Source organism: Leucobacter sp. Ag1 (assembly GCF_000980875.1).
Taxonomy (GTDB): Bacteria; Actinomycetota; Actinomycetes; order Actinomycetales; family Microbacteriaceae; genus Leucobacter; species Leucobacter iarius.
On the sequence record NZ_LAYO01000093.1, the window covers coordinates 45,057 to 63,227 of the forward strand.

The 18,171-nt window shown below is 71.1% G+C and carries 15 protein-coding genes, 3 tRNA genes and 1 pseudogene; 5 read left to right on the forward strand and 14 right to left on the reverse strand.

Features of this window, described 5'->3' with window-relative positions:
• Window positions 1–178 precede the first annotated feature (178 nt).
• The 4 genes from XM48_RS08180 to XM48_RS08195 all read right to left on the reverse strand — a co-directional run bounded on the left by XM48_RS08180 (window position 179) and on the right by XM48_RS08195 (window position 5,285).
• A complete protein-coding gene (locus XM48_RS08180) occupies window positions 179–2,764 on the reverse strand; it encodes a fibronectin type III domain-containing protein (RefSeq protein ID WP_156174980.1) in 2,586 nt (861 codons plus the stop codon).
• Window positions 2,765–3,052: 288 nt separating this feature from the next.
• Entirely contained in the window at window positions 3,053–3,805 is a 753-nt protein-coding gene (locus tag XM48_RS08185) for a class I SAM-dependent methyltransferase (RefSeq protein ID WP_046455317.1), read from the reverse strand.
• 62 nt (window positions 3,806–3,867) lie between these two features.
• A complete protein-coding gene (locus tag XM48_RS08190; protein ID WP_052961381.1) occupies window positions 3,868–4,584 on the reverse strand; it encodes a DUF1361 domain-containing protein in 717 nt (238 codons plus the stop codon).
• 29 nt (window positions 4,585–4,613) lie between these two features.
• A complete protein-coding gene (locus XM48_RS08195; protein WP_046455318.1) occupies window positions 4,614–5,285 on the reverse strand; it encodes a pentapeptide repeat-containing protein in 672 nt (223 codons plus the stop codon).
• A 154-nt stretch (window positions 5,286–5,439) separates the two neighbouring features.
• On the opposite strand from XM48_RS08195, the gene XM48_RS08200 reads away from it, so the two are divergent.
• Window positions 5,440–7,143 (forward strand): hypothetical protein, encoded by a 1,704-nt coding sequence (locus XM48_RS08200; RefSeq protein WP_046455319.1) that lies wholly within the window; start codon window positions 5,440–5,442, stop codon window positions 7,141–7,143.
• Here XM48_RS08200 and XM48_RS08205 read toward each other — a convergent pair.
• From XM48_RS08205 to XM48_RS08235, 7 genes are all read right to left on the reverse strand, one after another.
• Window positions 7,100–8,134, reverse strand: a complete 1,035-nt coding sequence (locus tag XM48_RS08205; RefSeq protein ID WP_046455320.1) for an agmatine/peptidylarginine deiminase — start codon at window positions 8,132–8,134, stop codon at window positions 7,100–7,102. The genes XM48_RS08200 and XM48_RS08205 overlap by 44 nt on opposite strands.
• A 190-nt stretch (window positions 8,135–8,324) precedes the next feature.
• Window positions 8,325–8,927: a TetR/AcrR family transcriptional regulator gene (locus XM48_RS08210; RefSeq protein ID WP_052961382.1), complete on the reverse strand. Its 603-nt coding sequence runs from the start codon at window positions 8,925–8,927 to the stop codon at window positions 8,325–8,327.
• 44 nt (window positions 8,928–8,971) lie between these two features.
• Entirely contained in the window at window positions 8,972–9,751 is a 780-nt protein-coding gene (locus XM48_RS18265; protein ID WP_052961383.1) for an ATP-binding cassette domain-containing protein, read from the reverse strand.
• Window positions 9,748–10,734: an ABC transporter ATP-binding protein gene (locus XM48_RS18270; protein WP_052961384.1), complete on the reverse strand. Its 987-nt coding sequence runs from the start codon at window positions 10,732–10,734 to the stop codon at window positions 9,748–9,750. The genes XM48_RS18265 and XM48_RS18270 overlap by 4 nt, the downstream gene beginning before the upstream one ends.
• Window positions 10,731–11,621, reverse strand: a complete 891-nt coding sequence (locus XM48_RS08225) for an ABC transporter permease (RefSeq protein WP_052961385.1) — start codon at window positions 11,619–11,621, stop codon at window positions 10,731–10,733. Before XM48_RS08225 ends, XM48_RS18270 begins: the two co-directional genes overlap by 4 nt.
• Window positions 11,621–12,565: an ABC transporter permease gene (locus tag XM48_RS08230; protein ID WP_046455322.1), complete on the reverse strand. Its 945-nt coding sequence runs from the start codon at window positions 12,563–12,565 to the stop codon at window positions 11,621–11,623. Before XM48_RS08230 ends, XM48_RS08225 begins: the two co-directional genes overlap by 1 nt.
• Window positions 12,562–14,064: an ABC transporter substrate-binding protein gene (locus tag XM48_RS08235; RefSeq protein WP_197074173.1), complete on the reverse strand. Its 1,503-nt coding sequence runs from the start codon at window positions 14,062–14,064 to the stop codon at window positions 12,562–12,564. Before XM48_RS08235 ends, XM48_RS08230 begins: the two co-directional genes overlap by 4 nt.
• A 195-nt stretch (window positions 14,065–14,259) precedes the next feature.
• Here XM48_RS08235 and XM48_RS08240 point away from each other — a divergent pair, with 195 nt between their 5' ends.
• Window positions 14,260–15,339, forward strand: coding sequence for a GNAT family N-acetyltransferase (locus XM48_RS08240; RefSeq protein WP_046455324.1), 1,080 nt, complete (start codon window positions 14,260–14,262; stop codon window positions 15,337–15,339).
• Between the two features lie 109 nt (window positions 15,340–15,448).
• Here XM48_RS08240 and XM48_RS08245 read toward each other — a convergent pair.
• Together XM48_RS08245 and XM48_RS08250 are read right to left on the reverse strand one after the other, a co-directional pair.
• A tRNA-Met gene (locus XM48_RS08245) sits at window positions 15,449–15,522 on the reverse strand.
• Window positions 15,523–15,557: 35 nt separating this feature from the next.
• Window positions 15,558–15,629: transfer RNA gene (locus XM48_RS08250), tRNA-Thr, on the reverse strand.
• Window positions 15,630–15,706: 77 nt separating this feature from the next.
• On the opposite strand from XM48_RS08250, the gene XM48_RS08255 reads away from it, so the two are divergent.
• Together XM48_RS08255 and XM48_RS08260 are read left to right on the forward strand one after the other, a co-directional pair.
• A complete protein-coding gene (locus XM48_RS08255; RefSeq protein ID WP_231580843.1) occupies window positions 15,707–16,189 on the forward strand; it encodes a hypothetical protein in 483 nt (160 codons plus the stop codon).
• Window positions 16,190–16,305: 116 nt separating this feature from the next.
• Window positions 16,306–16,393: transfer RNA gene (locus XM48_RS08260), tRNA-Ser, on the forward strand.
• Between the two features lie 296 nt (window positions 16,394–16,689).
• Here the strand turns inward: XM48_RS08260 and XM48_RS08265 are convergent.
• A complete protein-coding gene (locus XM48_RS08265) occupies window positions 16,690–17,535 on the reverse strand; it encodes an SDR family oxidoreductase (RefSeq protein WP_046455325.1) in 846 nt (281 codons plus the stop codon).
• A 94-nt stretch (window positions 17,536–17,629) separates the two neighbouring features.
• Here XM48_RS08265 and XM48_RS08270 point away from each other — a divergent pair.
• Window positions 17,630–17,989: pseudogene (locus XM48_RS08270) on the forward strand (winged helix-turn-helix transcriptional regulator); the annotation flags it as partial.
• Between the last annotated feature and the right edge of the window lie 182 nt (window positions 17,990–18,171).

The following is an 18,171-nucleotide window of genomic DNA, read 5'->3' on the forward strand; positions in this document are numbered from 1 at the left end:
TCCAGATCCTGCGCCGCCGAATTACGGCACCGGTCGATTGTGCACCCCGAAACCGCCTACACCAATACTGTTTGTGGGGTTCCCGCAAGAACACGGGGAAACCTGCCCCGGAACGCGCACGTGCGCGGGTGCGAACGGGCTGTTCGCCCATTCGCACCCGCGCACTCGTCGCGTCGCGCTATGCCGTTCGGCGCAGTCGCCTCACCGCCAGCAGCGCACCGCCGCCGAGCAGGAGCACACCCGCCAGGCCGAGCACGCCCGCGGCGGTCGCGTCACCGGTATCTGCGAGTCCGCCGCCGTTCGGCTTCTTGGTCGTCGGGGGCGTCGTCGGCGGAGTGGTCGGCGGCGTCGTGGTCGGCGGCACCCGATCGACGGTTCCCTTGCCGTACCAGCTGTCCTTCGCGGGGTCCACGGTCAGGTCCGCATCCGTCCCCGTCGCGGTTCCGGACACCGTCACCGTGTTGACGTAGTCCCCCTTCGGCAGCTTGCCCGAGGCCGCGTAGGCGATGGAGGCTCCGGGGGCCAGCGTGCCGTCGAACCCGTTCGGCGCGGCGATGGTGCCGAGCCGGTCGTCCTTCACGCTGTCGACGCGCACGGGCACGTTGCCCGTGTTCGTGACCGTGTAGACGAACGGAACCGTCTTCTTCGTGGAGACGCTGTGGCGGTCCGCGGCGGTGGCAGCGCGGACGCCGTCACCCGTCTTCACGACCTGCAGACCCGCGGTCGCGCCGAAGCCGTACCAGTCGGCCTGCACCGGCTGCAGCTCGTTCGGCACGCCCGCCTCGGTCGCCTTGACAGTGACCCGGTTGTGGTAATCGCCCTCGGCCACGGGCCCGCTCGCGGTGAAGACGACCTCGTCGCCGACACCCAGCGTGCCGCTGAAGCCGCTCGGCGCGGGGATCGTGCCGAGCACGCTGTCCGTCACGTCGTCGATCTGCACCGGCACGTCGCCCGTGTTCTTCACGGTGTAGGCGAACTGGACGGTGGATCCCGCCGCGACGTGCAGTGCGGAGGCCTGCGTGCCCTTCTGCTGGCCGTTGCCGGTCTTCGTCACCGAGATCGACGGGTGCGAGAGCGGCGCTCGCACGGTCGCGACCGCGGTATCGCCGTTGCCGGCCTCGTTCCACGCCGAGATGCGGAACTGGTAGGTCTTCGCGGGGTCGAGGCCCGAGACGGTCCGGGTCGCGGAGGTCGACGCAGCCGCGGGCACCAAGGTCCAGGTGGCTCCGGCGTCCTCCGACTGCTCGATCACGTAGTCGCGCACCGGCGCCTGCGCATCGGCGGTGACGCCGGCGGGCAGCGCGTTCCAGGTGAGATCGACCGAGGTCTTCGCCGGGCTCGTGTACTGCGCCGCGAACTGCGTCACGGCGTCCGGGGTGCGGGCGAAGATCACCACGCGGGTCGCCGAGGACCCCTCGGCGACGGTCGCGTAGAGGAAGCCGCGCTCGTCGAAGGCGAGACCGCGGACCGTCGAGAGCTGTCCGTTGCCGGTGCCCGAGCCGAACGCCGAGAACTTGCCCTTCGCCGTTCCGTCCTTGGCGAAGACCGAGATGAGCCCGCCGCGCTGCCCGACGTAGATGTCGCCCGTGCGGGGCTCCACCTGGATCGCGAAGGTGGCGTTGGTCTGCCCGTCACCGGTCGCGAGTGCGCCCACGCCGATCGTCTGGGTGACGGCGCACCGGTCGCGCGAGGATCCGGTCGGGTTGCCGACGGCCTCCGTGGTGCAGGAGTTCTGGTCGACGCGCTGAATGAAGGTCTTGTTGCCGTTGCCCGGATCGATGAAGCCGACGAGCAGGGTGCCGTCGGCAGGATCGACCGCGATCGCGTAGGGCGAGCGGAAGCCGCCGTCACCCGCGTACACGGTGTTCGCCGGCTGGTTCAGGTAGATGTTGCGCACGAAGGTGCCGTCGGGCTTGTACTGCTTCAGCAGTTCGGGCGTCTGGCTGGTGACGATCATGTCGCCGTTGTTCATGCGCGCGACGCCGACCGCGTAGTCGAAGGTCTCGGGGTCGTAGCGGTTCGCCCAGCCGTTGCCGCTCGGCCAGCTCGACTTGCCGATGGCTCCGGCTTCCGTACCGCCGGGAGCGATCATGCGGACGATCTTCTTCTGGTTGTTCAGCCACCCGGCCTGGCCGTCAGCATCGATCGCCCACGCCGTGCCCGCCTGGGTCACGGCGATGCCGCGCACACCGCCGAACTTCCCGCTCGGCATGGTGCTGCCGTCCCACACCTGGGAGTCGGCGATCTTCGCGTAGTTCGCACCGACGCCCGCGTTGTCTCCCGCGGCGACCGTTCCGTACGCGCCGTTGCCGGTGTATTGACCCGCCGCCCAGTCCGGCGTCGCGGCCAGCTCGTGCCGCTGCACTCGGGACTGACCGCTGTAGCAGGCCTTGCCGTTGTCGACGAGCACACCGCCCTGGGTCGAGCAGAAGAGCGTCGCGAGGGTTCCGTACGCGATCTTGGCGCTGTCGGTCACCCAGAGGCTGCCGTCGGACGGGCTGGTCGTCACACCGTAGCTGTAGACGAGGTCACTCGTGCGGGTCCGGACATCGCCCGCGTACCCCCAGAGGCCGCTGCCGCGCGCCTTGCCCGCGGTCTGAGCGACGCTGGTGGTGCCCGGAGCAGTGGTGGCGACGGTCGGGTCGCCGACGACGGCCGAGGCCGCGGTCGCTCCGAGCGCGCCGAGCGGGAGCGCGATCAGCGCTGCGGTCGCCCATGCGGCCGCGCGCGCGAAACCGCGGCGAGGTGGTGCTGCTGTATTCATGAGGTTCCCCACGTGTCAGGAGCGCCGGCCCCCTCCGACCGCTCGAGCTGTCCGGGAGCGTTGGCACGGCCCCGACTTCGGCGAAGCGCCGTGCGCCCCCGAGCGGCACGGCAGAATACTTGAAACTTCCCCGAATCGAGTTGAGCGTACCTGGGGATCGCGCGTTCGTCCAGGACATTCCCTGACTTCGGTCCGGATTTGTGATCCGGAAGCTCCGGAGCTGGTGCTCGCGCTCCGCGAGGCCGCACGTTCTGCGGTCTGCCGGGCAGGTCGAGACCGTCGAGCGTCCTACCCGGGCAGGACCGCGCGGAACGCGTGAGTGACGTAGGGCATGCCGATCGACTCGCCGTCGCGCAGGCCGAGCCCGTCGAGGATCCGAGCGAGCCCGGCGTCGAGCTCCGCGCGTTCGACCGGGGATCCGGTGATGTAGTAGCTGCGGGAGCGCAGCATCCCGCCCAGCGTCGCACACGTCGCCGGATGCTCCCAGGCCCAGCTCGCGTGCTCGGGAGCGCCGAACGGGGGCGCCAGTTCGGGACCGCCCGCGGCCATCGTGTCGCGCGACCCGCTCGACCGCACCAGCGCTTCGAGCTCGGCCGCCCACGCCGTGCGGGGATCCCGCAGGTTCCAGACGAGGCCCAGCACACCGCCCGGACGCAGCACCCTCTCGATCTCGCGGGACGCGAGCACGGGATCGACCCAGTGCCAGGCCTGCCCGAGCACGACGGCGTCCGCGCTCGCGTCGGCGCAGGGCAGGGATTCGGCGGTGCCGATCCCCGTCGGGACCCCGGGCACCGAGTCGCGCAGCTGCTCGAGCATCTGCGCATCGGGGTCCATCGCGGTGACCCGGCATCCGGCCGCGACGAGGCCGCGGCTCAGCTTGCCGGTGCCCGCCCCGACGTCGAGCACCCGCGGCGATGCGGCGGTGCCGCGGACGGGCGCGAGCATCCACTCGATGGCGGCGGCCGGATATTCGGGGCGCCCCTGCTCGTACAGCTCGGCCACCGAGCCGAACGACGTGGCCCGCGCTTCCTGATCCGTCATCGCGACCCCGATTCCCGATTCCCCGGTGGAGCGGGCCGCATCCGACCCGCGCTGACCGCAGGCTACTGCAGCAGGCTCCGCACCCGCTCGATCGACAGCAAGCCGTCGATCATCGGCCCCGCGACGACGCAGTAGATGAGCGCGAGGAACACGGCGTAGGTCACGGTGAAGCCGGCGGCCGCCGCGATGTGGTCGCGCGTGCGGAAGTGCGCGAAGAACTTGCGCAGGAACGAGACGGGGTGGCGCAGGTCCCAGGAGTTGAAGCGCAGGTAGCGCCCCAGGTACATGCCGAACCCGAGCAGCAGCATGACGACCCCGACCGCCCCGAGCGCGCCCGGTTCCAGGAAGCTGCGCGCCGAGTCGCCGTACACGCTCGTCGTGAAGAACATGTGCGCGAGGAACACGTTGAAGACCGTGTTGATCACGCCCGACATCGCGAGGGTGATCACGAGGATGATGTCGTACCAGAGCGGCACCGGGTCGTCGTCCCGCCGGTGCGACTGGTTGAGCTCGGTGATGAGGTAGCTCGCGTTCGGCAGCATGAGCAGCCAGAGGATCGCCGTGACGGCGAGCACCGCGAGTCCGACCGCGGGAGCCGCGGCGAGCAGCGCGAAGCCGAACAGTCCGCCGATGCCGAGGATGAAGACGGGCAGGACCGAGAGCAGGATGTTCCAGAGCATCGGCCGGTACAGCGGCGTGCGGTACACCCAGGCTCGAGCGAGCACGAGGATCAGGGCGTAGACGTTCAGCAGGACGGCACCGACGGGGAGGAAGAACACGGAGACGATTATCTCGTGGAGCCGTCGGGTCAGCTCGCGCGGATCTCCATGCCGAAGTGCGCGGCGAAGATCGGGGCGAGGTCGATGGCCTGCATCTCGGAGACGATCGCGCCGCGCAGGCCTTCGAGACCCTCGATGCTCGAGAACTCGAGGCCGCGCAGGTCGAGTCCTTCGGATCGCACGCCCGTGAGCACGAGCTTGCCGACCGTGCACCCCTCGAACGCCATGCGGGTGATGCGCGCGCCGCCGAGGTCGAGCTCTTCGATGTGGCAGCCGCGGAACAGCACATCGCGCAGCTCGGAGGCGCGCAGGTTGACCCACCCCAGCTTCGATCCCTCGAAGAGCACCTGGTGCAGCCCGGAGTCGTACAGCTCCGCCGCGCCGATGCGCGAGGAGAGGATCTCGACGTCCTTCCAGGTGGTGCGTCGGGCCTTGAGGTTCGGCGCGTCGAGGCGCTCGAAGCGGGTCTCGACGAACCGGGAGCCCTGCAGGTCGGTGTCGTGGGCCCGCAGGTCGAGCAGTTCGCACTCCATCAGGGTGAGCCCGGCGGCGGCGCGACCCGAGAGGTCGCCGCCCGCGAAGCGCTCGCCCTCGAACACGCGGCGCGGCCCGATCGCCTCGGGATCGCCGTCGCGGAGCTCGTCGAGTCGCACCGGATCGAGGCGGGGCGTGGGATCGACCCTGCGCGTGCGTGCGACCATGGCGGCTCCTCTGCGATCGAAGTATCGGGACGGGCACGACCCTACCCCCGGCCACCGACACCGACCCGCGCGAGGGCCCACCCCGCGGGTAGGGTGGGCTCGGTTGCGGGCCGCCGCGTGGGGGACGGCCCCGGACCCGACCCGGAGGATTCCCGTGGCACTTTCCCGTTTCCGTTCCGCCGTAGCGGCCCTGCTCGCCGGAGCGCTGATCCTCGGGATCCCGATGCTCCCGGCGCAGGCCGCCGTCGCCGATCCGGCACCCGCGGCACCCGCGGCACCCGCGGCGCCCGCCGCGACCACCGCATCGCCCATCTCCGAGGTCGCGCTGCAGCCCTACCTTCCCGGCGAGCAGAGCTGGCCGTCGAGCTTCGCCCCCTCGTTCGCGCTGGTGATCCGGATCGAGACCGAGTACGCGCAGCCGGGCGCGCGCTTCTCGCTCGCGCTGCCGGAGCACCTCATCGCCGTCGCGGATCCCGGAACCGTGACGGACGGGGCGGGCGAGACGATCGCCGACTACCGCGTCGACGCCGACGGCCGCACCGTTCGCTTCGCGTTCGCGCCGGGAGTCGCCTCGAAGAAGGACCTCCGGGCCCGCATCGCGCTCTTCGCCAACCTCGACGACGTCGGGGCTGCCGGGGGTTCGTTCACCGGTGAGGCGCGCAGCGGATCCTCCGTCTTCCCGCTATCGCTGAGCTACGGTGCGATGTCGTGGACCATGGGCAATATCTCCTCCACCTGGGTGCCCGGCCCGAACGGCGAGGGCGCACGACTCCGGGTCCGCGGCGCCGTAGCCGGTCACGCGGCCAACGCGGCCGAGGGCGGCCAGTGGATCGGGGCGCGCGGGGCCGATTCCTGGCCCGGAACGCTGCGCCCGGTCCCGGGGACGACGCGGCTCTTCGCCTTCGACGAACTGCCGAGCACCTCGGGCGCGCTCGGTGATCCTGCGGCGGCCGTGCCGGCCTCGGCGTACTCCGTCGCGGCCGAGGGCCAGGCGCCCGGCACCGTCACGATGGGCGTCACGGTGCCGGCCCCGCGCGACGGCTTCTATGTGATCGAGCAGCTGTTCTCGCTCGATTCCCCGGGCCCCTCCCTCTTCGAGGCCCCCGGCGAGACGCTCCCCAAGGGGGCGCGCTTGATCTATGCGACGGGCTCGCAGGTCGACACGAGTTCCGTGCTCGCGCACGCGCAGAGCGGGGGCGCCTCGAACGGAAGCTCGAGCCTGGCGTACTTCGTCTCCTCGGGCGCCGACGGGTCCGCCGCGGCGGCGAAGCCGTCCCTCGGCGCGGTCCGCACGGTCGCGACCGAGTCCTCGCCGTCGCGCGCGGTCGCCCGGGTCGACCTCGCCGTCACCAATTCGGGGAACACTCCCCTGCACGCGACCGCGGTCGAGCGGGTCACCGCCGACCGTGCCGCGGTCTCGATCGACGCGGCGACCGCCGATCGGGGAACGGTGCGCGTGGTGGGCGGGGCCGTCGAGTGGTCCGGCGACCTGGAGCCCGGTCAGCGGGCCCGCATCGCCTACACCGTCACCGCGAAGCACGCCGGCGGTTCGGCCGGAGAGATCACGATCAGCGGTACGACCGAGGGCGAGACCCCGTCGGGGCAGGAAGCCGACGCCGAGGTCGCGGACGACACCGTGACGGTGCCGTCCGCGCCGACGGACGGCACCGGCACGGATCCGACCCGGACGCCGCCGGCCACCGGTGCCGGGGCCGACCCGACCGAGCTCGCCGCCACCGGTTCGGAGCCGCTGGACGCCGCCCCCTGGGTGATCGCCCTGCTGTTCGCCGGGGCGGCCTGCGGGACGCTCGGGTTCAGCCGCGCGGCGAGAGGATCCCGGCCGGGATCTGCTGCGTGATGCAGTGCGGACCGCCGCCACCGTACCCGATGGTGCGGCCGGGAACGCCCACGATCTCCCGATCGGGGTAGATGCGCTGCAGTACCGCGAGCATGCCGGCATCGTGCTCGTCCTCGCCGATGGGGACGATCACGGCGCCGTTCGCGAGGTAGTGGTTGGCGTAGGCCACCTGCCCCTCGGCGGGGACGTCGACCTCGAGCACCTCGATCCGGCGCCCGCGCGCGTCCGGCCCGGCGGCGAGCGCCGCGAGGTTGGCGCGCGATCGCTCGTACTCGGTGGATGCCGGATCGCTCGGCACTTCGAGCAGGATCCGGCCGGGACCGACGAGCTGGGCGACGCCGTCGATGTGCCCGTCGGTGCCGGCGGGGCCCGTGTCGAGCGCGTGCCCGTAGGGCAGCCAGACGACGCGTTCGGCCCCGAGGCCCGCGCGCAGTTCCTGCTCGATCTGTTCCCGGTTCAGCTCGGGGTTGCGGTTCGGGTTCAGCAGGCACTGCTCGGTGACGTAGACCGTGCCCTCGCCGTCGACGAAGAACGCACCGCCCTCGAGCACGAACGAGGTGCGGAAGTGCGGCAGGCCGAAGTGGTCGGCGAGGCGCACCGCGAGCTGCGCGTCCTCCGCGTGCGGCCAGCGCTCGCCCCAGGCATTGAAGCGGAAGTCCATCACGGCGAACTCGCCGGTCTCGTCATTGCGGAGGAAGATCGGGCCGCTGTCGCGGGCCCACGAGTCGTCGACGGGCACTTCGATGGGTTCGACCCCGGGGCCGCAGGCGGCGCGCACCTCGTCGGCGAGCCCGGGCGGGCACACCATGAACACGGGTTCGAACCGCGCGACGGCGTTCGCGACCGCCGCGTAGTCGCGCTTCGCGGCGGCGAGCTGCGATCCCCACAGCTGCTTTCGGAACGGCCACACCATGATGCAGCCGTCGTGCGGTTCCCACTCGGCGGGCATGGCGAATCCGGCCGCGGCCGGGGTGCTCTGGATCTCGGTCATCATCACTCCAAAATTTGGTTCTCAACAAAGTTTTGCTGAAAACCAAATATTGCGCAAGCCCCGATCGCTCGCCGAGCACCGGATATCGAGCGGGGGCCGGACGATGCCGCGGGGAGGATCCGGAAGAAGTTGGATATCCGGCGGAAGAAGGCCGCCAGGAACCGTCGGGAACGGCCGGGAGCCGCAGGGATCAGGCGTCGCGCAGGCCGAGCAGTGCGGCGACCGCCGCGTCGGCGATAGCCCGGATGCGCTCGGGGCCGTACCCGGGCGCCTCCAGCACGAGCTGGATGGAGAGCCCGTCGAGCATGCTCGCGATCGCGGCCGCAGTCGCGTCGGGGTCCTCGGCGCGGAAACTGCCCGCGGCGATGCCCTCGTCGATCACCTGGCGCAGCAGCGCACGCCACTCGCCGTCGAGCGCGTGGTGCGACTCGGTGATCTCGGGGTGCAGCGCGGCACCGGCCCAGACCTGGAACCAGAGCAGCCAGCCCGGATCCCGCACCCGGTCGGCGAGCGACAGGTCGATCAGCGTGCGCAGGCGATCCTCGGGGCGCTCCAGGCGCGCGAGCGCCGCGCGGGCGTCCTCGATGAGCCGGCGCTCGCTCATCTCGATCGCGCGCCGCAGCAGCTCCGACTTCGAGGGGAAGTAGTAGCTCAGATGGCCGGCGGTCATGCCCGCGCGCTTCGCGATGTCCGACAGGCGGACCTCCGAGAAACCGAGTTCGGCGAAGGACTCGATGGCCGCTTCGAGCAGCGCGCGCTCGCGGCTCTCCCGATTCGTCTCCCGTGCTCCCACGGCTCCACAATACCGATCCGCGCCCGACGCCCCGCCACCCGCCGTCACACGGCGGGGAGCCTCGGGGCCGACTCGAGCAACCGGCGCGAATACGCGTGCCGGGGCCCCGCGAAGAACGCCTCCGTCCCGCTCTCCTCGACGATCTCGCCGGCGCTCATGATCACGAGCCGGTCGCTCACCTGCCGCACCACCGCGAGGTCGTGCGTGATGAACAGCAGGGTCAGCCCGAGCTCCTCCCGCAAGTCCCGCAGCAGGGTCAGGATCGAGGCCTGCACCGAGACGTCGAGCGCGGCTACGGATTCGTCCGCGATGAGGATCTCGGGTTCCAGCGCGAGCGCCCGCGCGATCCCGACGCGCTGCTTCTGCCCGCCCGACAGGCGACCCGGCACCGCGTCGGCGAGCTCGCGCGGCAGGCCGACCGCGTCGAGCAGTTCGAGCACCCGCCCCTCGCGCCGATCCGCCGGCACGATCCGGTGCACAGCCAGGAGCTCCGCGAGGGTCTGGCGCACCGTGCGCCGCGGGTTGAGCGACGAGGACGGATCCTGGAACACCATCTGGATCCGTCGCTGCAGCGATGTCGGCCGCCGCGCGGGCATCGGCTCACCGTCGAGCAGGATCTCGCCGCTCGTGGGCGGCACCAGCCCGACGAGGAGCTTCGCCAGGGTCGATTTGCCGCAGCCGGACTCCCCCACGATCCCGACGGCCTCCCCGCGCTCGATGCGCAGCTCGGCGCCCCGCAGCGCCTCGCGCTCGGTCCGGCGGAACAGGCCGGCGGGGACCGGATAGCTCTTGCGCAGCGCGCGGGTCTCGAGCAGTGCGATCACGAGAACACTCCTTCCCCGGCTCCGGGCCGGATGCATGCGGTCGTTCGGTCAGCCCCGACGGCGCGCAGCTCGGTCCGGGCCGAGCGGCAGGCGTCGTCGGCGAACCGGCAGCGCGCGGCGAAGCGGCAGCCGTCGGGGAACGCCCGCGGATCGGGCGGCGTCCCGGGGATGGGCAGCAGGCGATCCTGCCGGTGGTCGAGCGCGGGCGCCGCCGCGAGCAACGCCGCCGTGTAGGGGTGCGCGGGTCCGGCGAGGATCTCGCCGAGCGGACCCTGTTCGACGATCTCGCCCGCGTACATGACCGCTACCCGATCGCACAGCTGCGCGACGACACTCAGATCGTGCGAGACGAAGACGAGCGCGAGACCGCGCTCGCGCCGCAACCGGTCGAGCAGGGCGAGGATCTGCGCCTGCACGGTGACATCGAGCGCCGTGGTCGGCTCGTCGCAGAACAGCACGTCGGGCTCGGCGGCGAGCGCGACGGCGATCATGACGCGCTGCCGGAGCCCGCCCGAGAGCTCGTGCGGCCAGTCCCGCGCCCGCTGCTCCGGCTCGGGGACGCCGACCTGCGCGAGCAAGTCCACCGCGAGCGCCCGGGCCGCGCGCGGTCGCACTCCCCGGGCCCGCGCGGCCTCCGCGATGGCGTCGCCGACCCGCATCGTCGGGTTCAGCGCCGAGAGCGGCTCCTGGAAGACGAGCGCGGCGCGCGCCGGGACGCGCGATCCATCGGCGGCGACGGTCTCGAGCGCGACGGTTCCGCCTCGGCTCCCGCCCTCCGGCAGCACGTCGAGCAGGGCGCGCATGGTGAGGCTCTTGCCGCTGCCGGACTCGCCGACGAGTCCGAGCGCCTCGCCGCGGCGCACCCGCAGGTCGATCCCGCGCACCGGAACGATGGTGCCGGATTCGAGCGCAAGGCGGACGGAGAGCCTCCGCGCGTCGAGCACGGTCGGGGCTGCGGGTTCGGTGCGCACGACGGCGGTCATCGGGTCCTCCTCGAGTTCAGGCCCTCGGCAGCGAGGGAGAGGCCGACGCCGAACACGAAGACGGCGAGGCCGGGCACGGTGGCGAGCCACCACTGCTCCCGCAGGTAGGGCTTGCCCTGGGCGATCATGGCGCCCCACTCGGCGGTGGGCGGCTCGACGCCGAGCCCCAGGAACGACAGCGCGGCGAGGCCGAGGGTCGCCCCGATGATGTCGGCCGGCAGATAGAGCACGGCCTGCTGCAGCGAGTTCGGCAGCACGTGCCGCCAGAGCACCCGGCGGTCGCCGAGGCCCGCGACCCGGGCCGCCTGCACGAAGTCCTGCTCGCGCACCCGCAGCACCTCGGTGCGCACCAGCCGGGCGTACGCCACCCACGAGACGAGGGTGAACGAGATCAGGATCGACACCGGTCCCTGCCCGAAGACGAACACGAGCGCGATGATGAGGATGTAGCTCGGGAACGCCTGCACCACGTCCGACAGCCGCATGATGAGCGCGTCGGCCCAGCCGCCGAAGTAGCCGGCGATCGCGCCCAGCGCGGTGCCCGCCACCGCGGGCAGCAGCGCGCCGAGCAGGCCGATGCCGAGGTCCACCCGCGCCGCGAAGATGAGGCGGCTGAGTACGTCGCGCCCGAGCTCGTCGGTGCCGAGCCAGTGCGCAGGGCTCGGCGGCGCGAGGATGTTCAGCACGTCCTGCTCGTTCGGGCCGTGCGGCGCGATCAGCGGGGCGGCGAGCGCGACGAGGACGAATAGGGCGACGATCGAGCCGCCGATGAGCAGTCCCGGATTCAGCCGGTGCCGCACGGCTCGCTCGCCCGGTTTCGCGGGCATCGCGGTCGTCAGCGCCTCGGTGCGCGGGAAGACGCTGGTCGGACGTGTGGGTTCGGACATCAGGATTCCACCTTCACGCGGGGATCGAGCGCGGCGTTGACGACGTCGGCGATGAGATAGACGAGCACCACGATGACGGCGAACAGCAGGGTGTAGCCCTGGATCGCCGGGATGTCCCGCTGCTTCGCGGCGAGCACGATCCCCTGCCCCACGCCCGGCAGGGCGAAGGTGCTCTCGATCACGACGGCGTCGAAGAGCAGGAACCCGATGTTGAGCGCGAACAGCGAAACGCTCGGCGCCGCGGCGTTGCGGAGCACGAAGTGCCGCATGGTGCGGGATCGGCTGACGCCGAGGGTGCGCGCGAGCGTGACGAAGTCGCGCTCTCGGGTCTCGAGGATGCTCTCGCGCAGGCTGCGGATCTGCAGCGGCGCCACCGTGATCGCCAGGGTGACCGCCGGCAGGATCAGCGAGCGGAGATGATCCCCCGGGGTCTCGCCGATGCCCCCGGCGGGGAACCACCCGGTGGGCAGCGCGATCACGAGCACGAGCACGATGCCGATCCAGAAGGAGGGCAGCGCGAGGCCGCCTATCTCGAGGGTCGACACGACCGCCCGGGCGGCCCCGCCGCGACGGCGGGAGGTGAGGATCGCGACGGGGATCGACACGAGGAGCGAGATGAGGAGCCCGAGGCCGAGGAGCCCCGCGGTGACGGGGAAACGGTCCGCGATCATGCCCGCGACGGGTTCGCCCGACTTGAACGACATGCCGAGATCGCCGCGCGCCACCCCGAAGAGGTAGTCGAGGAACTGCACCAGGACGGGCCGGTCGAGCCCCATCTCGGTGCGCACCCGCGCGACGTCCTCAGCCGAGGCCCGGAGGCCGACGACCTGGCGCGCGGGGTCGCCGGGCGTGATCTGCAGGATCAGGAAGACGAGGAGGACGATGGCGACGAGCAGCGGCACCGCGAAGATCAGCCGCCGCCCGACGAAGGCGAACCGGTTCATCTGCGCCCCACCTCGATCGTGTCCAGCGCATACATGCCCCACGGCGTCGGCGCGAAGCCCGAGACGTTCGACTTCACCGCGTGCTGCACGCTGTACTGGGCCAGGTTGATCGCCGGCAGCTCCTCCACGGCCGCGTCCTGCACGGCCGCGACGATGCGCTCCCGCTCCGCCGGATCGGCCGTCCGCCGATACTCGTCGATCCGGCCGAGCAGCGGGCCCGTGTCGAGGCCCGAGAACAGCCAGGACGTCCCCGTGAACCAGCTCATCGGATCGACCACGTCGGGCGAGACCGCGCCGAACGACCAGAGCACCATGTCGGCGTCGTGCCCGTATGCACGATCGATGAAGGTCCCCGTTTCGAGCCCGCTGAGCTTGAGCCGCACGCCGACCTGCTCGAACCCGGCCTGCAGGATCTGCGCGATCAGCACATCGGTGCTGTTGGACGCGTCGTAGATGACCTCGTACGACAGGTCCTTCGCCCCGGCCTTCCGCAGCAGCTCGCGCGCGAGTGCGGGATCGTGCTTCGGCATCGGCACGGTCGGCGGCACGACTCCCGGCAGACTCGGCGGCAGGATCCCCGACGGCGCCGAGGCCTTGCCCCGGAAGGCGCCGATCCGGATCGCGTCGGAGTCGATCGCGTGCGCGAGGGCCTCGCGCACGCGCCGGTCCCCGAGGCCCCGGCTCGCGCGGTTGAGGCTCAGGTGCTCGACCTGGCTGGGCGCGAGCGTGCGCAGCTCATCGCCGAAGCGCGAGGCCTCGAGCGGCGAGACGTACTCGACGATGTCGAGCTGCCCGGCTTCGAACATGGTCTCGGCATCCTCCTCGAACACGTCGATCACCACGCGATCGACGTGGGGCCGACCGGGCAGGTAGTAGTGCGGGCTGCGGGTCAGCACGATCCGACCGCCCGGCGACCAGCGATCCACTTCGAACGGCCCAGCGCCCACCGGCTTCGCGAAGAACTGCCGGGCGGTGCGCCCGCCGAAGCCCTTCGGATAGATCGCGGACGAGGACCAGGTCATGAACACCGGGAACGACGCGTCGGGACTGCTCAGGTCGAAGCGCACCGTGCGGGCATCGGGGGTCTCGACGCGCGCGATCTGCGCGTACATCCCGCCGTAGTTCGGGCCGGCCTTCCACTGCTGCACCGAGAAGGCGACGTCGGCCGAGGTGAGCGGGGATCCGTCGCTGAACCGCACGTCGTCCCGCAGGGTGAAGGTCCAACGACGCTTCGCCGGATCGCTCTCCCAGCGGATCGCGATGCCCGGGTCGATCGAGACGCCGTCCGGGTTCAGCCGCAGCATGGGTTCGAGCACGGCCTGCAGCGTCTGGTAGCTGGCGTACGCCGAGGCCTTGTCGGGATCCCAGCCGTCGAACGACTCGGCACGCGCGATCCGGAGCACCCGCTCACCGGTTCCCGCGGGCGCGCTGCAGCCGCTGGCGGCCAGCAGCGCGCTCAGCGCGAGCGCCGCGGCGATCAGCCTTCGAGGAAAGCGCATCATTGCCCCTTCGTTGATTTGGTTTTCATCAAAGAAGTGTGCAGCATATTTTGGTTTTCGTCAAAACTTTTCACAGGGACGCGACTCGGCGACCACCCCAGCCAATCCACAGGCCGATCTATCAGACAGACTCCGATCGTTGTTTTCTAGATATTTTGCGCCGCCGGCCCAACCCGACCCCCGAAGGAGGAGCGCATGCACGCGCACTCGCCCGAGCCCGCCGCCGCCCGTACGCCGCTCGCCGCTCGCGCGGATGCCCCCGCCGCGCTTCCGGTGCTCCCGGCCTTCGCCGGTCTGACGCCGCTCACCTGGCGGCGCGCACGCCGCACCGACATCCGGCGCATCCACGCGCTCGTGGCCGAGGCCGGCCGGGTCGACCACCCGCGCACCCGGTTCGCGAAGGACCAGATCGCCATCGGCCTCTCGGGAGCGCACTTCAGCCGTCGGACCGACTCGATGATCGCGCTCGGTCCCGACGGCATGGCCATCGCATTCGGGACCGCCAAACACACCGAGGATCCGACGACCGAGGTCGAGGTGGCGCTCGAGGGCACGGTGCGCCCCGACCACCGCGGGCTCGGCATCGGCCGTGCGCTGCTCTCCTGGCAGGAGGCCCGCGCCCGCCAGATCCTCACCGAGACCGGCGGAGACCTGCCCGCCATCATCACCGTCGCGAGCCGCGAGGAGAACCCGCAGAACCAGGCGCTGTACGCATCGGCGGGTTTCGCGCCGGCGCGCTGGTGGCTCGAGCTCTGGCGCCCGCTGTCCGCCGAACTCCCGGCCACCGCCCTGCCCGCGGGCATCGCACTCGTCCCCTTCACCGCCCGCCGCTCGGAAGCGACCCGGGCGGCGGTGAACGACGCGTTCCGTGACCACTGGGGGACGCAGCCGATCACGCGCCGGGAATGGGAGGCGGGCGGACGGGCCTCGGCGTTCGCGCCGAAGCTGTCCCGCCTCGCGATCGCCGGAGGCGGCACGCTCTCCGACCCGAGCCGGGTCGTCGGTTTCGCGCTCAGCGACGTCGACCGCGACGCGTGGGCGGCGAACGGCGGCCCGTTCGGCGAGCTCGGCATGATCGGGGTGGTGCGCGATTGGCGCGGCCGCGGACTCTCCACGGCACTGATCGCGGACACGCTGCGGGCGTACCGCGGCGCCGGACTCGACCGGGCCATGCTCAACGTCGACGCCGAGAACCCCAGCGGAGCGCTCGGCATGTACGAACGCCTCGGATTCCGCGCCGAGGATCGCGCGGTCACCTTCGCGAAGCGGGTGTAGCGCGGCAGACGGACTTGAAGCGAGCGCGACGGCCCGGCGCGGGAGCAGCTCGGACCGCGCAGAAACGAGAAAACCCCCGGCCGAACCGGGGGTTTTTCGTGACTCTCTGTAGCTGAGGCGGGGCTCGATCCCGCGACCTCACGATTATGAGTCGTGCGCTCTAACCAGCTGAGCTACTCAGCCAAACTGGCCCGCACGAATGCGGGCCAGAGAGTCAGAGCCCCGAGCCAGGATTGAACTGGCGACCCCTTCCTTACCATGGAAGTGCTCTACCACTGAGCTATCGGGGCGCGGCCACCTTGCGATGACAACCGTTAGAGAATAGCACTGTTGGCGACGCGATGCGAAATCTGCTTGACTCGGGCGTGTGCGCACCACCCTGATCACTGTTTTTTCCCTGGTCCTGGGCCTGTGGATCACCCTCGCCCGCGTGTCGTTCGGACTCGTCGGGCCCGTCGCAGTCTGGCTCGGCCCGACGCTCGGACTCGCCTTCGTCTGGCTCTGGATCTGGACCGCCCGGCGCATGACGCAGACCGTCGCCCGCGGCTACCGGATCCGCCCGCGCACCCGGGTCGCCCTGGCGCTCTCCGCCGTGTGCGCGATCGCCTTCGGCCTCACGGCGCCCGAGTACGCGGACGGCGCGTTCCGCACGCTCTTCGGCGAGCTCGGTGGCGCGGGCGCGAACGAGATGTCGATCGCGCTCTGCAACCCGTTCGGCATCATCGCGATCGCGTGCGCCGTCGCCGCCGTCGCGTTCGCCGCGGCCGATGGCCGCGACCCCCACCCCGAGGAGGACGAGGATCTGATCGACGAGTCCGGCATGGTGCGGCACCCGCTCGCGGATCGCTGAGGCGGCGACACCCGGGCGCCCCGAGGCCCGGATCCTCGGACCCGCGGGTGACCCGTGTCAGCAAGTCGACCGAGAACCGGCTAGTATGGAAAAGCTGGCTGCTCGCAGTCGGCGCTGGAGGATTCGCCTAGCGGCCTATGGCGCACGCCTGGAACGCGTGTTGGGTTCACGCCCTCGGGGGTTCAAATCCCCCATCCTCCGCCATCAACGCCTGAGGCCCTCGATTCCGTTCGGAGTCGAGGGCCTCAGACGTTTTCCTTGCATGATCACGTCTTCTTCGAGCCTCAGTGCGGCCGTTTTCAGGGGCTGTGGCCCGCCGAACGCCCCTCCAGCAGGGGCTTCTTCAAGCGAAGTTCGGCTCGGAGCTCCTCGCCGCTACTTCTGTGGCGGAAGATGGCCGGCTGCTCACCTCAGAGCCTCATCATTGAGGGGCTCGAAGGTCATGCGGTCAGCCCGTTGCTGAACGGGATGAAGTCCCCGTTCAGCAACGAACCGAGGTGTCAGGCTCCCGCGCGAAGGCCCTCGACCAGCGGGGTGGTGGGGCGACCGATCAGGCGTGCGAGGGTACCGTCGGTGTCGGCGAGTGCGCCGTCGCGGATGCCCGCGTCGAGGGTCGCCACGAAGCCGGCGGTGCCTTCGTCGAGGCCGACGGAGCGCAGGGCGGAGACCTGCTCGTCGAAGCTCAGCGGCGCGTAGCTCACTTCGCGGCCGAGGACCTCCGCGAACGCGGCAGCGAGGTCGGAGTAGTTCCAGGCGACGTCGCCGGCCAGCTCGTACACCTCGCCGATGTGGCCGTCTTCGAGCAGCACGACGGCGGCAGCATCCGCGAAGTCCTTGCGGCTCGCCGACGCGACGCGCCCGTCCCCGGCACCGGCCGACAGGACTCCGGTCTGGGCGGCCGTGGCGAGGTCGCCCAGGTAGTTCTCGGTGTACCAGTTGTTGCGCAGGATCACGGCGGGCAGGCCGGAGGCGACGATGGCCTCCTCGGTGGCCTTGTGCTCGGGGGCGAGCACGAGATCGCTCGTGGTGGCCTTGGGGGCGCTGGTGTACACGAACTTCGCCACTCCGGCGGCGGCCGCGGCGTCGATCACGGCGCGGTGCTGCGCGACACGCTGGCCCACCTCCGACCCCGACACGAGCATGACCGTATCGACGCCCTCGAGCGCAGCAGCGATCGAGGAGGCATCGGTGTAGTCGAGGTGCACGGCGCGGACACCGAGGTCGGCGGCCTTCGAGACATCGCGCGCTCCGGCGATGATCTGGTCCGCCGATGCGCCGCGCTCGAGCAGGCTCTCGACGATCAGGCGACCGAGCTGGCCGGTGGCTCCGGTGACGAGGATGGTCATGAGGTGTCCTTTCGTAGGTGACACGATCAACAACCCCCCGATGCGCCCATAACATTCCGCTCTATGGGTACCCACTTTGAAGTAAGGTACGCACATGACGGTGAGTTTTGCGGAGATCAAGGCGTCGACGCCGATGGCGTTCGAACCCGGATGCTCGACCCGGGTCGTCCTCGACCACATCATGAGCAAATGGGGGGTGCTGGTGCTCGCCGCGCTCTCCGACGGGACGCGGCGCTGGGGCGAGCTGCGCCGAGAGGTCATCGGCATCAGCGAGAAGATGCTCGCGACGACGCTGCGCACCCTGGCAGACGACGGGATCGTGCATCGCGAGTCGTTCCCGACGGTGCCTCCTCACGTCGAGTACAGCCTCACACCGCTCGGACGCGATCTGATGGAGCGGATGCTGCCGCTGATCGAATGGGTCGCCGACCACTCGGACGGGATGCTGGGACGCTCCTCGGGTGCGGCCGGATCTCCGGGAGAGAATTCTGGACGGCGCGCGGCGTCCTCACTGGTCGGATCCGGACCGACGTCCCCTGAGGCGTCAGTGGCCGGCACGGCCGCCGCGATCCCGGCCGAGGCCTGATCGTCAACGCATGAGGCCCCGCTTCCGAGCGGAAGCGGGGCCTCATGCGT

Coding starts and splice junctions, on each gene's coding strand:
- XM48_RS08180 (WP_156174980.1), bottom strand. CDS start 2,764: ATGAATACAGCAGCACCACCTCGCCGCGGTTTCGCGCGCGCGGCCGCA.
- XM48_RS08185 (WP_046455317.1), bottom strand. CDS start 3,805: ATGACGGATCAGGAAGCGCGGGCCACGTCGTTCGGCTCGGTGGCCGAG.
- XM48_RS08195 (WP_046455318.1), bottom strand. CDS start 5,285: ATGGTCGCACGCACGCGCAGGGTCGATCCCACGCCCCGCCTCGATCCG.
- XM48_RS08205 (WP_046455320.1), bottom strand. CDS start 8,134: ATGACCGAGATCCAGAGCACCCCGGCCGCGGCCGGATTCGCCATGCCC.
- XM48_RS18270 (WP_052961384.1), bottom strand. CDS start 10,734: ATGACCGCCGTCGTGCGCACCGAACCCGCAGCCCCGACCGTGCTCGAC.
- XM48_RS08225 (WP_052961385.1), bottom strand. CDS start 11,621: ATGTCCGAACCCACACGTCCGACCAGCGTCTTCCCGCGCACCGAGGCG.
- XM48_RS08230 (WP_046455322.1), bottom strand. CDS start 12,565: ATGAACCGGTTCGCCTTCGTCGGGCGGCGGCTGATCTTCGCGGTGCCG.
- XM48_RS08235 (WP_197074173.1), bottom strand. CDS start 14,064: ATGCGCTTTCCTCGAAGGCTGATCGCCGCGGCGCTCGCGCTGAGCGCG.
- XM48_RS08240 (WP_046455324.1), top strand. CDS start 14,260: ATGCACGCGCACTCGCCCGAGCCCGCCGCCGCCCGTACGCCGCTCGCC.
- XM48_RS08265 (WP_046455325.1), bottom strand. CDS start 17,535: ATGACCATCCTCGTCACCGGAGCCACCGGCCAGCTCGGTCGCCTGATC.